Source organism: Rhodococcus sp. BP-316, assembly GCF_019836105.1.
GTDB lineage: Bacteria > Actinomycetota > Actinomycetes > Mycobacteriales > Mycobacteriaceae > Rhodococcoides.
Genome location: NZ_JABUEE010000001.1, coordinates 544,258 through 558,263, shown reverse-complemented (window position 1 = coordinate 558,263; position 14,006 = coordinate 544,258). Strand labels below are relative to the sequence as shown.

At 68.5% G+C, this 14,006-nt stretch carries 16 protein-coding genes; 14 read left to right on the top strand and 2 right to left on the bottom strand.

Annotated features, from left to right (window positions below):
- Positions 1-99: 99 nt before the first annotated feature.
- The 7 genes from HQ312_RS21765 to dprA all read left to right on the top strand — a co-directional run bounded on the left by HQ312_RS21765 (position 100) and on the right by dprA (position 5,440).
- Entirely contained in the window at positions 100-597 is a 498-nt protein-coding gene (locus HQ312_RS21765; RefSeq protein WP_261781970.1) for a P27 family phage terminase small subunit, read from the top strand.
- The gene (locus HQ312_RS02580) at positions 594-962 is read left to right on the top strand and encodes a hypothetical protein (protein WP_222637713.1); all 369 of its coding nucleotides are present in this window, start codon (positions 594-596) and stop codon (positions 960-962) included. Before HQ312_RS21765 ends, HQ312_RS02580 begins: the two co-directional genes overlap by 4 nt.
- Positions 955-1,293, top strand: a complete 339-nt coding sequence (locus HQ312_RS02575) for a hypothetical protein (RefSeq protein ID WP_222637712.1) — start codon at positions 955-957, stop codon at positions 1,291-1,293. The genes HQ312_RS02580 and HQ312_RS02575 overlap by 8 nt, the downstream gene beginning before the upstream one ends.
- A gap of 261 nt (positions 1,294-1,554) precedes the next feature.
- Positions 1,555-2,793 (top strand): phage major capsid protein, encoded by a 1,239-nt coding sequence (locus HQ312_RS02570; protein ID WP_222637711.1) that lies wholly within the window; start codon positions 1,555-1,557, stop codon positions 2,791-2,793.
- A gap of 135 nt (positions 2,794-2,928) precedes the next feature.
- Complete coding sequence (locus tag HQ312_RS02565) at positions 2,929-3,393, top strand: hypothetical protein (protein WP_222637710.1); 465 nt, start codon at positions 2,929-2,931, stop codon at positions 3,391-3,393.
- Between the two features lie 130 nt (positions 3,394-3,523).
- A complete protein-coding gene (locus HQ312_RS02560) occupies positions 3,524-4,165 on the top strand; it encodes a hypothetical protein (protein ID WP_222637709.1) in 642 nt (213 codons plus the stop codon).
- Positions 4,166-4,282: 117 nt separating this feature from the next.
- Complete coding sequence (gene dprA, locus HQ312_RS02555) at positions 4,283-5,440, top strand: DNA-processing protein DprA (protein ID WP_308115473.1); 1,158 nt, start codon at positions 4,283-4,285, stop codon at positions 5,438-5,440.
- On the opposite strand, the gene HQ312_RS02550 is transcribed toward dprA, so the two are convergent.
- Positions 5,360-6,691 (bottom strand): DNA cytosine methyltransferase, encoded by a 1,332-nt coding sequence (locus tag HQ312_RS02550; RefSeq protein WP_222637708.1) that lies wholly within the window; start codon positions 6,689-6,691, stop codon positions 5,360-5,362. The genes dprA and HQ312_RS02550 overlap by 81 nt on opposite strands.
- A gap of 250 nt (positions 6,692-6,941) precedes the next feature.
- Here HQ312_RS02550 and HQ312_RS02545 point away from each other — a divergent pair, with 250 nt between their 5' ends.
- From HQ312_RS02545 to HQ312_RS02530, 4 genes are all read left to right on the top strand, one after another.
- Positions 6,942-7,286: an Lsr2 family protein gene (locus HQ312_RS02545; RefSeq protein WP_027505031.1), complete on the top strand. Its 345-nt coding sequence runs from the start codon at positions 6,942-6,944 to the stop codon at positions 7,284-7,286.
- A 91-nt stretch (positions 7,287-7,377) separates the two neighbouring features.
- Positions 7,378-8,121, top strand: coding sequence for a siderophore-interacting protein (locus HQ312_RS02540; RefSeq protein WP_222637707.1), 744 nt, complete (start codon positions 7,378-7,380; stop codon positions 8,119-8,121).
- A complete protein-coding gene (locus HQ312_RS02535; RefSeq protein ID WP_027505033.1) occupies positions 8,105-9,034 on the top strand; it encodes a tyrosine recombinase XerC in 930 nt (309 codons plus the stop codon). The genes HQ312_RS02540 and HQ312_RS02535 overlap by 17 nt, the downstream gene beginning before the upstream one ends.
- A gap of 77 nt (positions 9,035-9,111) precedes the next feature.
- A complete protein-coding gene (locus HQ312_RS02530) occupies positions 9,112-10,341 on the top strand; it encodes an AAA family ATPase (protein WP_374198274.1) in 1,230 nt (409 codons plus the stop codon).
- Positions 10,342-10,348: 7 nt separating this feature from the next.
- On the opposite strand, the gene HQ312_RS02525 is transcribed toward HQ312_RS02530, so the two are convergent.
- Complete coding sequence (locus HQ312_RS02525) at positions 10,349-10,888, bottom strand: M23 family metallopeptidase (RefSeq protein ID WP_222637705.1); 540 nt, start codon at positions 10,886-10,888, stop codon at positions 10,349-10,351.
- 355 nt (positions 10,889-11,243) lie between these two features.
- On the opposite strand from HQ312_RS02525, the gene rpsB reads away from it, so the two are divergent.
- The 3 genes from rpsB to pyrH all read left to right on the top strand — a co-directional run bounded on the left by rpsB (position 11,244) and on the right by pyrH (position 13,979).
- Positions 11,244-12,176 carry a 30S ribosomal protein S2 gene (rpsB, locus tag HQ312_RS02520; protein ID WP_056445046.1) on the top strand — a complete coding sequence of 311 codons (933 nt, stop codon included), beginning with the start codon at positions 11,244-11,246 and terminating at the stop codon, positions 12,174-12,176.
- Positions 12,177-12,272: 96 nt separating this feature from the next.
- Positions 12,273-13,097 (top strand): translation elongation factor Ts, encoded by an 825-nt coding sequence (tsf, locus tag HQ312_RS02515; protein ID WP_222637704.1) that lies wholly within the window; start codon positions 12,273-12,275, stop codon positions 13,095-13,097.
- 156 nt (positions 13,098-13,253) lie between these two features.
- On the top strand, positions 13,254-13,979 hold the full coding sequence (gene pyrH, locus HQ312_RS02510) for a UMP kinase (RefSeq protein ID WP_027505037.1): 726 nt from the start codon (positions 13,254-13,256) through the stop codon (positions 13,977-13,979).
- The last annotated feature ends 27 nt before the right edge of the window (positions 13,980-14,006 follow it).

The following is a 14,006-nucleotide window of genomic DNA, read 5'->3' as shown; positions in this document are numbered from 1 at the left end:
GTGCAATCCGGTAGTGTCGGGGGTGCCCGAACGAGCGGGTGAGGTCGAGTCGGCCGGGGTCCGGCGGCCCCGGCCACTCGTACACACGAGAGGTTTGAGATGGCGCCAGCGCAGAAGCCCGCCGCCCTCAAGTTGTTGAGTGGCCGCTCACCCGGGCGTGACTCGGGTGGCCGCAAGGTGATCCAATCGGGCATCGAGCGGGGCGTGCCCGACAAGCCCGACGACATGAGCGTCGAGGCGTCGGCCGAGTGGGATCGACTCGTCGACGGATCCGGCATCCGGTCGTGGCTCAAGCCCGCCGACCGCGCGGCACTGGTCAACCTCTGCGAAACGTGGTCCGAGGTGGTGCGCCTGCGGAAGTATCTGCGCCGCAACGGTTTCAAACAGCGTGTGACAGTACGTGACTCGGCCGGTGCCGAGTCCACCAAGTACGTCGAGCGTCCCGAGGTGAAGATGTACCGGGCCACCCTCGTCGAGCATCGGTACCTGTCCACCGCGTTCGGCGTGACACCGGTGGCCGAGACCGCGGCGGCCAGGGCCACCGCGACGGACACCCCGGCGGCCGACGCATCCAACCCGTTCGCGGGCACGTCGTGACGAGTGTCGAGGCCCTGGCGCGCCGGTTCGACACCGCGCATCTGGTGGTCAAGTACGAGAACCAGGACACCGACCCCAATGCCGACAACCCGCGGGTGTGGGCCACTCTCGGCCTCGGCGCCGTGGCTATCGCATGGGGCTATCAGGGCGATTTCGAGCGGTGCGTGGACCTGCTCGGCCCGCACGTCGAGCGGCCCGAGGGGTTGTGCGCGTCGTACCACCGCGACCTGTTCGGGGAGGTGCCCAAACGCGCCACGCAGGCCCTCAAGCCGGATCTACCCGCCGGGTGGGATTTCGATGCCGAGAGCGTCGAGGACGCCGAGGCGGCGGCACGTGAGGCCGAGATGGAGGATCTCGATGAGTGACACCGAGGCGGCCCCGGCCGACCTGCACACCGTCGGCATCGACACGACCGGATGGTGGTGGGTCATCGCTCCCGACGGGGCCGTGGCGTACCGGTTCGGACCCCGCCATAGCGACCGGCGGGCCGCCCTGGCGGCGGCGCAGGCGGCCGACGAGGGCCGGGGGATCGGTGTCCCTGCGTTCGGTGGACCGGTGCCCGAGGTGCGCCCGGGTGACGAGGCGGTCGACGTGCCGATGCGCGGTGACGACCTCCTCGACGACACCGCCGCCGAGACGGTCACGCGGGCCGCGGCCGACGGGTGGGACGCGCGACTCTGGAACCCGGGTCGATAACCAACGCTGTACCTCGGAATAGTTGCGGCGCAGTCGATTACGGGTGGTAATGTCGGCGGTGCAGTGATCGAAGCCATACGCAACGACCGCCCCGGCGGTATCGGCGGGCCGTGGAGATCACCGCCCCATGCGTGCGATCACCGGGCCGTGGGGGAACCGCAGTCGCGGCCCCGCCATACGGTATGCGGACCAAGGGAACTCACCCAACATCCATTGTGACGCAACGAGTTCCGATGCGTCCGTGAGTCCTGAGGACACCCCATGAAGATCAATCTCGATGCCCTGCGCGCGGCCCTCAAGGCCGCCGACGACAACACGAGCGGTTCACTGATGGAACGCCGCGCGGCCCTGCTGGCCGAGGGCAAGGCGGTTCTCGACCAGATCAAGGCACTCGACAACCCCGACCACGACGACCCCGAGGCTCTCGATGCCGCCAAGGCGGCACACGCCGCCGCGGTGAAGATGGATGCGCAGATCGACGCGGCGGCCAAGTCGTCGACCGTCCTGCGCCGCCTCGGTGCCATCGACCGCGGCGCCAAGGGTGCAGCGGATCCCGGCGCGGCCCGGTACCTCGGTCTCGGCAACCCGGCGCGGGCCAAGTCGGCCGCCACGGCCCTGGCCACCAAGATGGCGGGTCCGAACCCGTCCGAGAAGGCCCTCGGGCAGACGGGCACCGCCATGGGTGACATCCCCATGGTCGACATCTACGAGCGGCCCGACCTCCCGACGACCATCCTCGACCTGTTGCCGATGGCGGTGCGCCCGGTCAACTGGTCGTTCCTGCGTGAGATCGGACGCGAGGACAACGCCGCGGTGGTCCCCGCCGGGGAGGTCAAGCCGGAATCGGATTACGACATCGAGCGGGTCGACGAGATCCTGCGCGTCGTGGCGCACCTGTCCAACCCTTTCGACAAGTACATCATCGAGGATTTCAGACTGGTCGCGCAGTACCTCGAGCGTCGGATGTACGCGGGTCTGCGTCTGGCCATCGAGAGTGCCATCCTCGTCGGTGACGGACTCAAGGCGGCCGGGCCGCCTCGTGTCGACAACGTGCGCGGCATCCTCAACACCTCGGGAATCCAGACCCGCGCGTTCGCCACGGATCTGCTCACCACGATCCGCAAGGCCATCACCGGGTTGGAGTCCGTCGGTCACCAGGCCACGGCCCTCGTGCTGTCACCGAGCGACTGGGAGGCACTGGAACTCTCGCGCGCACCCGGCGGCGGTCATTTCGATCTCGGACCCGCCAACCTCCCGGTGGACCGCGCAGCGCGACGGGTGTGGGGCGTTCCCACGGTGACGAGCAACATCCTGCCCGCCAAGACCGGCGTGCTGCTCGACCTCGATGCGGTCGAGTTCGTCGGTGACGGCCGGGTCGATGTCGAGTGGAACCCGTACACCGGGTTCGCGCGGAACGAGGTGCAGATGCGCGTGGAGTCGCGCATCGGTGTGGGTGTCAAGAGCGGTCTCGGTGTCGTGAAGGTGGCCACGCAGGCGTAGGCACCACGACAACGACGCCCCGGCCCCCTCGTGAGGGGCCGGGGCGTTGTCCGTTAAGGGTGGTTTGTGCCGATCTCATGTCGGTGACCCTCTCTAGCCTGGCACTGGCATCAGTCGTCTACGAGAGGTTCGTGTATGTACTACCTGATTCGACCCGACCGCACTTTCCAGTGGCTCGACTTTCCGCGGTCGACCATCGAACTGGCGCAGGAGAATGGGATCGACCTCGGGTCGATCGAGTGGGATCCCGCGGAACGTCAGTTCGACGAGGTGACGTTGCGCCTGGCGTTGCGGTACGGCATCGCGTGCAGCAAGGGCGTGGCCGTCGGTGGAGTGGAACTCGTACCCCGTGACCGTCTCGTGCAACTGCTGCGTCTCAATCCTGCGCCGTCGGTCATGCCGCACGAGGATCTGATGGAGCAACTCGTGCCGGGGTGGAGAGAGAGTGGCCGCGAACTCGACCGCAGGGTGGCGGAGTCGCTGGAACGGACCATCGACGAGGCCAAGGCCGAGTACGAGGCGGCTATGGCGGTGGCGCCCGACCCGGCGTTGGTTGAGCACTGGCGTGCACTCGGCGGCGCGGTCCCCGACCCGCTGTAGCCACGACGGCGAACGCCCCGGCCCCACACGAGGGGTCGGGGCGTTGTGGTGTGCGCAGGTGGTCAGAACCAAACGTGGCCACCATCGCCGCCCTGAGAGCGTCACGAGGTCCTTTCCTAGACTGGTCGGTATGTCTTCGTGGTTAGCCGTCGTGCCGGTCGCGGCGCTTGTGTCCGCGACCGTCACCATTGCCCTGCGGTGGTTCGACAAACCGCGCGTGCGCATCGTGTTCGAGCACAAACTCATCGAGTCCAAGTACGTGCAGGATTTCGGTGACCTCGACCGGCACGGCGTCGTAGTGGTCGCTACGAACGTGGGTGACGGCACCGCCTACGACATTCGCCTCTATGGCTCTCTGTGTGACGCCGCCGTGCAGGCGCCCCGCAATCAACCCCACGACGTTCGCCCGTGGCGGCATCAACTACCCACGCTCGGCCCGGGCGAGTCGATGCGCGTCGAGATCGTTCTGCAAGGTGAGACGCGGCACGACGCTGCGTTGGTCGTTACGTGGACACCATCGCCAGGGCGCACGTGGCGACGGCATGAGCGCGTTGCGCTCGGCAGGATTCCAGTCGAGGTGATGTATCCCCCGGGCGTGATGATCGAGCCTGACAAGCCCATACCTGCCCGCACTCGCAGGCTTTCGACCCTCGAGCGATTGACGCCACGCGCGGCGTTCCGCACCTGGCACGCGGACCAAGGCAAGGGCACGGACGAGGCATCGAGGGCTGATGGCGATGCCCCGCAACAGGATCCGCCAACAGGCTCATAACTGCCACCCGCGTGCTCTCGCGTTGGCCTGGACGCTCGGCGACCTCGAGGGGCGGATGTCTCCGGGACCCGAGTGCGTGGCGTCGGCGATGAGTTTTCGCGAACAGGGGAGTGGCGTGTGAGTGGAGCGGAGAATCCGGAGACCCTGGCGTGGGCGTACGTCTCGACGGTGGTGCAGGGTCCGTCGCGCGCCGTCGAGCAGCTCATCGCCTCGCGCGGAGTGGTGGACGCCGCGGCGACGATGCGCACCGGGGACGTTCCGAAGGCGGTGTGGGACCGCGTGTCGGCGCGGGCACATCTCGACACCGCCGCGGCGAGCCTCGACCTGATGGCTGCGATGGACGGTCGACTGGTGGTGCCGTCGGACGAGGAGTGGCCCGCCTGGCGGTTCCTCGGATTCGAGCGGCCGGACGGGGCTCTGCCCACTCGCGACGGCGGTGCGCCGTTGGCGTTGTGGGTGGTGGGTCCGGCGCCGGTGGCGTCGTCCACGGAGCGGGCGGTGGCCGTGGTGGGAACGCGCGCGGCGACGAGCTACGGGGAGCACGTGACGGGTGAGATCGCGGGAGACCTGGCCGTGGACGGGTGGACGGTGGTCTCCGGCGGCGCGTACGGCATCGACGGTGCGGCGCATCGCGCCGCGCTGGGCGTGGGCGGCTGCACGGTGGCGGTGCTGGCGTGCGGCGTCGACCGGGCGTACCCGGCGGGGCACGAGCGTCTGCTGCGGAGAGTGTCGGAGACGGGTGCGGTGGTGTCGGAGTATCCGCCGGGCACACCACCCGCCCGGTACCGCTTCCTCTCCCGCAACAGGCTGGTGGCCGCACTGTGTGACGGCGTGGTCGTGGTCGAGGCGGGATGGCGCAGCGGGGCGCGTAACACGGCGTCGTGGGCACGGGCACTGGGGCGACCGGTCATGGCGGTACCGGGGCCGGTGACGTCCGCGTCGTCGACGGGGTGCCATCGGATGATCCGCGAGGGCGAAGCGCGTCTGGTGACGGGTGCCCGGGACGTGGTGGCCGAGGCGGGTGCGGTGGGTGCGGGTGTCGAGGACGACGACGACCGGGACGCCCTGTTCGGCCGCGATCTCGATCGCCTGCCGCAGACTCCCGCCCGCGTGTTGGACGCGTTCCCGGCCTCGGGAGCCCGAACGGTGCAGCAATTGTCCGTGGACTCCGGCGTGCCCGTGTCGGCGGTGCGGTCAGCGCTGGTGGTCCTCGAGATCGAGGGACACGCCGGCCGCGACGAGGCGGGATGGGTGCGCATCGAGAAGATCCGGTGAGGGCTGTGCCGGGAGCAGGTCCTCTGCCCGCAGGGAGGTGCCGGGCAGGATCGCGTCGCGCAGGTCCGGCCTGACGCCGCTGATGATCCAGGTGCACAGCGCGGCGAGCTGAGCGGACACGAGCGGCGGTACCGCGTCCCCGATGTGGCGGTACATGTTCGACAGCGATCGCGCGCGGAACACGTAGTCGTCCGGAAAACCGTTCAGCAAGGCCAACTCTCGCACCGTGCACAGCCGGTCCTGCTCGGGATGGGTGTAGCGGCCGTTGCCGAAGTGGGCGCACTCCCGTTTGACGGTGGGCGCGGGACGGTCCCACCACAGTCGGCCGTAGACGTCGGGGTGCGACCCCAGGCGCCCGGCGGCGACGAGGCGCTGCATCGCGGGCGTCAGGTGGTCGTCGCCGCCGGGGGCGGACCTGAGGTCGAGCCAGGAACCGCCGTCGTGGGGGAGGGCGTGGAGGCGGCGGCGGGTCGACTCACGACCGATGCTGGGCGAGAGGTGCATCGGATCGCCGGACGCCGTCTCACCGGCCTCGACGCGGGGCAGGTGGCCGATCGCGCGACGCACCGTGATCGCCTCCGGTGCGATGGTCGTGCCCTCCCACAATTCGGAAAGAGTGTGCAATTCGTGATCGCGCCGCACCGCGACCACCAGGGATCTCTCGCGTCGTTGCGGTAAGCCGACCGTACTGAGCATGTGCACCGAGGCATCGACGTCGTAGCCGAGGTGATCCAACCGCAGAGCCAACGCGTCGAGATGACCACGGAAATTACCGCCGACCAATTCTCGTGCGTTTTCCATGACGAGGACGATCGGGCGCAGAGCCTCGACGGAGTCGGCGACACGGGTCACGAGCGAATTGCGTGGATCGTCGGTGAGATGATTTCGAGGATTTGCACGGGAGAAGCCGGTGCACGGCGGGCACGCGCTGAGTACGTCGAGTGGTCGTCCGTTCAGACGCGGGGCGAAGAGTCGCGCCAACTCGGCCCCGGTGACAGCGGAAAGATCCACGGCGTGCGGCACCGTTCCGATATTCGCCTCATAGGACGCATTGCATTCGAGAGATCCGCGCGCACTGCTCGGTTTACCCAGTTGTGCGTCCGCCGCACCGACGACCTCGAACGCGCCGTGTCGTGCGAAGCCGCAACTCATTCCGCCCGCACCGCTGAAGAGATCGACGAAGGTGAGCGAACCGGACGGTCTCGTCGTCGACGACACGGCACGCGTTTCCGAGAAACTCTGTGCGGTCATCCGTGAACCCTTCGTGGCCGACGTCGACGGGAGTTCCCGCGTCGAGTATGCGTTCGTCACAGTACCGGCGACCGCGGTGAGCCCGATCGTCCCGTGTCGGTCACGAACGACAGGTCGTCGAATTCACGACCGAGATGTCGTGATTCGGATGTTGTCAGGGCGGTGTCGGGTCGGTGTCACGATGTCGGCCGTCTCGGCTGTTATCTTGGAGGAAATTCTTTCTCCACCCGGTATCGAGGAGCGCAGAACAATGGCACGACGCACCACCGTCCAAATGATCGACGATGTCGACGGTTCACTCATCAAGGACGGGCAGGGCGAGACGGTCGAGTTCGCGGTCGGAGGCGTGTCCTATTCGATCGATCTCAACAGCAAGCACGCCAACGAGTTGTACGACCAATTCGCATTCTGGATCGAACACGCGGAGAAGGTGGGCGGCAAGAAGTCTCGCCGGAACGGGTCCGCCGCGGCGCCGAAGAAGGGCCGCCAGAATCTGCAGGACGTGCGGGCGTGGGCCAAGGAGAACGGCTTCGAGGTCAGCACCCGCGGGCGCATCAGCCAGGAGATCCAGGACGCGTACGACGCCGCGCACTGACCTGTCGTGGGGCCGGTCGGCGAATTAGGGTAGGCTAACCACGTCTTGCGGCCCCACCGGCGGCAAGGCCCGTACCCGATGGAGGTGCCCTGTGGCGCGACGACTGACCACCCTGACCGTTCTCCGCACCGAGCGGCTCACCCCGCACATGGTGCGCGTGGTGCTCGGCGGTGCGAACTTCGACGAGTTCGCGCCGTCCGAGTTCACCGACAGCTACGTCAAGCTGCACTTCGGTGACGCCGACGAGCCGACGTTGCGCACCTACACGGTGCGATCGGCGGACACGCAGGCCCGCGAAGTCGCCATCGACTTCGTCGTCCACGGCGACGAGGGTGTCGCCGGCCCGTGGGCGCTGAGCGCCGCGGCGGGGGACCAGCTCTCGTTCTTCGGTCCCGCCGGCGCGTACTCGCCTCGTGCGGACGCCGACTGGCACCTTCTCGCCGGCGACGAGACGGGCGTGCCCGCCATCTCCGCAGCACTCTCGGCGCTTCCCGAGGGAGCCGTCGCGCGAGTGGTGCTCGAAGCAGCGAGTCCGGAGGACCGCGTCGAGATCGCGGCGCCGACCTCTGCCGACATCCGCTGGGTGTACCGCGACCAGTATTCGGGCGGCTCACCGCTGGCCGCCGCCGTCCGTGCGGTGGAGTGGCTGCCCGGTCAGCCTCATGTCTTCGTGCACGGTGAAGCGCAGTCCGTGATGCACGAGATCCGGCCTTACATCCGCAAAGAGCGTGGCGTGACTGCGGAATGGGCCTCGATATCGGGATACTGGCGTCGTGGCCGCACCGAGGAGGGATTCCGCACCTGGAAGCGAGAACTCGCTGCCAGCGAATCCTGACGATCTCGCGCTCCTCGCGAGATTCACCGAGCATCTCGCTCTGCAACGCAACCGCTCCGAGCACACCGTGCGCGCGTACGTCGGCGACGCCCGTGCTCTGATCGGCTTCTGTCGAGACGCGCACGGTGATCCGTCCGCGGCACTCGACGACGTGATCACACTTCGCTCCCTGCGCTCGTGGCTCGCCTCGATGTCGGTCGCGGGAGTGTCCCGCTCGACTCTCGCGCGTCGAGCGAGTTCGGCGCGCACCTTCACCGCGTGGTCGTGCACCGTCGGAGCACTCACCGCGGACCCGGCGGTGCGGCTGTCGGCACCGCCGTCGCGTCGGACGCTCCCGGGCGTGCTGCGTGAGCGTGACGCTCGGGACGCGATGACGGCCGCGACATCCGGTGCCGAGCAACAGGATCCGATGGCCCTGCGCGACAGGGTCGTCGTCGAGCTCTTGTACGCGACCGGAATCCGGGTCGGCGAACTGTGCGGTCTCGATGTGGACGACGTGGATCTCGACAGACGGGTGCTCCGCGTCCTCGGCAAGGGCGACAAGGAACGCGTCGTACCGTTCGGCGCGCCCGCGGAGGACGCGGTGGTGCAGTGGTCGACCGTGGGCCGCCCCGCCCTGGCCACACCGGACTCCGGCGCGGCCCTGCTCCTGGGGCGTCGCGGCGGACGCCTGAATCAGCGGCAGGCGCGCTCGGTGGTGCACGAGGTGCTGTCCGCCGTGCCCGGTGCCCCGGACCTGGGTCCGCACGGCCTCCGACACTCCGCCGCGACCCACCTGCTCGAGGGTGGCGCCGATCTCCGCGTGGTGCAGGAACTGCTCGGGCACGCGTCGCTCGCCACGACGCAGATCTACACCCATGTCTCCGTGGAGCGGCTGCGCGCGGTCCACGATCAGGCGCATCCGCGAGCCTGACGTCGGGTCCTGTCGACCACCTCGCACGCTCGTGCACGTTTGGTACCGTCTGCACGGGGGATGTGACCGTGCCGGCGCTGGGAACCACACCGTTCGTCCCTGATCGGCAATCGGAGCAGACCGTCGACAGGAGGGTGGGGACCGTGGATCGTCGAGACGACAGCCCGCACTCCTCAGGTCCCGGCAGCCGGGCGGGTACGAACGGACCCTGGTCTCCGCCCGAACCGGAACGATTCTCTCGGCCGTCCGTTCCGCCCTCCCACGTTCCCGCACCGCACCATCCGGGCCTCGCCGATCCGCGACGCGACTCGGCCGCCTTCGGTGCGGAGAGTCCGGTGCGCCGACCCGGGTCGCCCTTCGTCTCGCCGGCCCCGTCCTCCACTCGGCCGGGGTGGCGCCGCACCCTGGATCGCGTCCTGGGCAGTGGGCGACCGGGTGGCCGTGGTGCGGTCGCCTCCGAGGCGGAGCGTCGCCACCAGATCGACCGCATTCGACAACCGCTGCGCAGCGATTACCGGATCGCCTTCCTGTCCCTCAAGGGCGGGGTGGGCAAGACGACCGTCACCGTCGGGCTGGGGTCGGTGTTCGCTTCCTTGCGACGCGACGACGTCATCGCCGTCGACGCGAACCCCGACTTCGGAACGCTGGGGGAGCGCGTCCCGCGGCAGACGATGTCCACGGTGCGCGATCTCCTCGCTGCCCGGCCGACCATCCGGAGTTACGCCGACATCAGGGAGCACACCTCCCAATCGTCGAGTCGTCTCGAGGTCGTCGCGGGGGAGCGTGACCCGGCCGCGTCGGAGGCGTTCACCGAACAGGACTACCGCGCGGTCATCGACACCCTCCGAGCGCACTACAACCTGATCCTCACCGACTGCGGCACGGGCATCATGCACTCGGCGATGGAGGGGGTGCTGTCGCTGGCGCACGCACTGGTGCTCGTCAGCTCGCCGGCGGTCGACGGTGCCAAGAGCGCCGCCGCGACCCTCGACTGGCTCGGGCTGCACGGGTACGCGCACCTCGTCGAGCGGACCGTCGTCGTCATCAGCGCCCACCGACCGGGCGCCGCGAGCATCGACATGGACGAACTCACTCGGCACTTCCTCGCGCGCTGCCGCGCGGTCGTGGTGATTCCCTTCGACGATCATCTGGCGGAGGGCTCCGTCGTCGATCTCGATCGACTGCGCCCCCGCACGCGCGCCGCCTTCATGGACCTGGCGGCGATGATGGCGGACGATTTTCCCGACGCGGAGGGCCGGCACGCGTCCGCGCCGCAGTCGATGCCGCAGCGTCACCGCGCGTACTGAACCCGCGTCACTCGGGCTCGGCCAGGGGTTTCAGCACCACCACACCGCGGTCGACGAGAGCCGTGGGATCGAGGTAGTCGCGGCCGCGACGCGCTCCCCAGTGCAGGCACCACGCGGCGACGCACCCCTGGTGACCTGCCTCGAGGACACCGATCGGCTGACCTCGTCGCAGCCGGGTGCCGACCGTGACGGTGGGCGTGACCGGTTCGTACGTGGTCCGGAGGCCGCCGGCATGGTCGATCGAGACGACGGGTCGGCCGGCGACCGCACCTGCGAACACGACGACGCCGTCCCCGGCCGCGACGACGGTGTGTGTCGGATCGGAGCCCGCGTCGAGGTCGACGCCGCGATGGCCCGGCAGCCACCGCTCGGGTGGCGGGTCGTACGGGGTCACCACGGCGGGACGGGGCTGCAGCGGCCAGTCGAACGGGCGTCCGTCCGTGTCCGCGGCGGCTACGGATCCGGACGCCAGCAGGGCTGCCGTCAGCGCCGCGGACACGAGCGCCGAACGCGGCGACCAACGGCGGGCGGAGCGGAGACAGGTCATCCCCGCACTCTTGCGAACGCGACGACAGTGGTCCCGCGTCGAGCCACCGCACCCGGGGACGGACCGTCCTCCGTGCACAGGCGGTCGACCCGGTTATGACCTGCGGCGTCGCGGACGTACACTGACTTCTGCGGCCTGTCCACACGGGTCGACTTCGCGCGCTCGTCGCGCTTCGGTACGGAACGGCACCTGTCGATCCTCCACCGGAGCACGGGTTCGTCGGCTGGTCCTGCACTGCAGGTCCGACGGACGACGAGCGCCAGGGCACGACACACCAGCGGTACGACGGACCCACGGGTTCGGCGATCGACGGTGCTCGCGCATCAACCGGCACACGAAAGAGAGATCCACAGTTATGGCTGTCGTTACCATGAAGCAGCTGCTCGACAGCGGCACGCACTTCGGGCACCAGACCCGTCGTTGGAATCCGAAGATGAAGCGATTCATCTTCACCGATCGCAACGGCATCTACATCATCGACCTGCAGCAGACGCTGACGTACATCGATCAGGCGTACGAATTCGTCAAGGAGACCGTCGCCCACGGTGGCACCGTTCTCTTCGTCGGGACCAAGAAGCAGGCACAGGAGTCCATTGCGGCCGAGGCGACTCGGGTCGGAATGCCCTACGTGAACCAGCGCTGGCTCGGCGGCATGCTCACCAACTTCACCACGGTCCACAAGCGTCTGATCCGGCTCAAGGAACTCGAGTCGATGGAGCAGACCGGTGGCTTCGAGGGCCGCACGAAGAAGGAAATCCTCATGCTCACGCGTGAGATGACCAAGCTCGATCGCACCCTCGGTGGTATTCGGGACATGTCCAAGGTCCCGTCGGCGATCTGGATCGTCGACACCAACAAGGAGCACCTCGCGGTCGCCGAGGCTCGCAAGCTGAACATCCCGGTCATCGCGATCCTGGACACCAACTGCGACCCCGACGTCGTCGACTACCCGATCCCGGGCAACGACGACGCGATCCGTTCCGCAGCACTCCTCACCAAGGTCGTGGCGTCCGCCGTGGCCGAGGGCGTGCAGGCGCGTGCCGGCCGCAACGCCGGTACGGACGAGAAGCCCGAGGTCGGTGCCGGCGAGCCCCTGGCCGAGTGGGAGCTCGAGCAGCTCTCGCAGGCCTCCCCGGCCGCCGAGGCGACGCAGCAGGCCGCTGCCGAGACCCCGGCAACCACCGACGCACCTGTCACGGAGGCTCCGGCCGCCGAGGGCGCGAACGGTGCGGCGGCTCCCGCCGAGACCGAGGCACCCGTCGCGGACGTTCCCACCGCGCAGAACTGATCACGGTCGAGACCCGGTGTGCCCGTTCGTGGCGCACCGGGTCTCGTTCTGATTCACCCCCCATTTCCTCGAGCAATGCAAGGAGGCTCGCCCACGATGGCGAACTACACTGCCGCCGACGTCAAGCGGCTCCGTGAGCTGACCGGCTCCGGCATGTTGGACTGCAAGAACGCGCTCGCCGACAACGACGGCGACTTCGACAAGGCCGTCGAGCAGCTCCGTATCAAGGGCGCGAAGGACGTCGGCAAGCGCGCCGAGCGTTCCACCGCCGAGGGTCTCGTCGTCGCGAAGAACGGTGTCCTCCTCGAGATCAACTCGGAGACCGACTTCGTCGCCAAGAACGAGGAGTTCCAGAACTTCGCGCAGTCCATCGCGGACGTGGCGGCCGAGGGCAAGCCGGCCGACGTCGACGCCCTGAAGGCGCTGCAGCTCGACGGCAGGACCGTCGACGCCGCACTGCAGGAGCTCTCGGCCAAGATCGGCGAGAAGCTCGAGATCCGTCGCGTCGTCTCCTTCGACGGTCCGGTCGCGACCTACCTGCACAAGCGCAGCTCGGACCTCCCGCCCGCCGTCGGTGTCCTCGTCGAGTACACCGGTGAGGGCGAGGCCGCAGCCGAGGCCGCTCGCGGCGCCGCGATGCAGGTCGCCGCGCTCAAGGCCAAGTACGTCACCCGCGACGAGGTCCCCGCCGACATCGTCGAGGGCGAGCGCCGCATCGCGGAGCAGACCGCCCGCGAGGAGGGCAAGCCCGAGCAGGCACTGCCCAAGATCATCGAGGGTCGCGTCAACGGCTACTACAAGGACGTCGTGTTGACCGAGCAGTCCTCGGTCCAGGACAGCAAGAAGACCGTCAAGGCTCTTCTCGCCGACGCCGGAGTCACCATCACGCGCTTCGTGCGTTTCGAGGTCGGCTCCAACTGAGCCTCGTGACACCCGAGTGACGACATGACCGTGCCGTCCACCCCGATGGGTGGACGGCACAGTCATGTGCGCCCCGTGCCGACGCATGGGGCAAGATCAGGCGCAACAGTGTCGTGCGGACACCGACCCGCACACGCCCCACGGACAGGAGCCTTCATGACCGAGTCGTCGCCCGCCCGCACCGGATTCTCCCGAGTGCTGCTCAAACTGGGCGGTGAGATGTTCGGTGGTGGCCAGGTCGGGCTCGATCCCGACGTGGTGCAGAAGGTGGCGGAGGAGATCGCGGACGTCGTCCGTTCGGGTGTCCAGGTCGCCGTCGTCATCGGCGGCGGGAACTTCTTTCGCGGAGCCGAGCTCCAGGTGCGCGGTATGGACCGGTCCCGCTCCGACTACATGGGCATGCTGGGCACCGTCATGAACTGCCTCGCCCTGCAGGACTTCCTCGAGAAGCAGGGCATCACCACGCGCGTGCAGACGGCCATCACCATGGGGCAGGTCGCCGAGCCGTACATCCCGCTGCGCGCCGAACGCCACCTCGAGAAGGGGCGCGTGGTCATCTTCGGAGCCGGCATGGGCATGCCCTACTTCTCCACCGACACCACGGCGGCGCAGCGTGCGCTCGAGATCGGCGCGGAAGTGGTGCTGATGGCCAAGGGTGTCGACGGGGTCTACTCCGCGGACCCGCGAGAGGATCCGACCGCCACGATGTACACCGAGATCTCGCACCGCGAGGTCATCGAGAAGGGGCTGAAGGTGGCCGATGCCACAGCCTTCAGCCTCTGCATGGACAATGGGATGCCGATCATGGTCTTCAATCTGCTCACCGAGGGAAACATCGCGCGAGCGGTGTCGGGTGAGAAGATCGGAACCCTGGTCAAGTGAGTCACCACGTGCAGTCGCTGCACACTC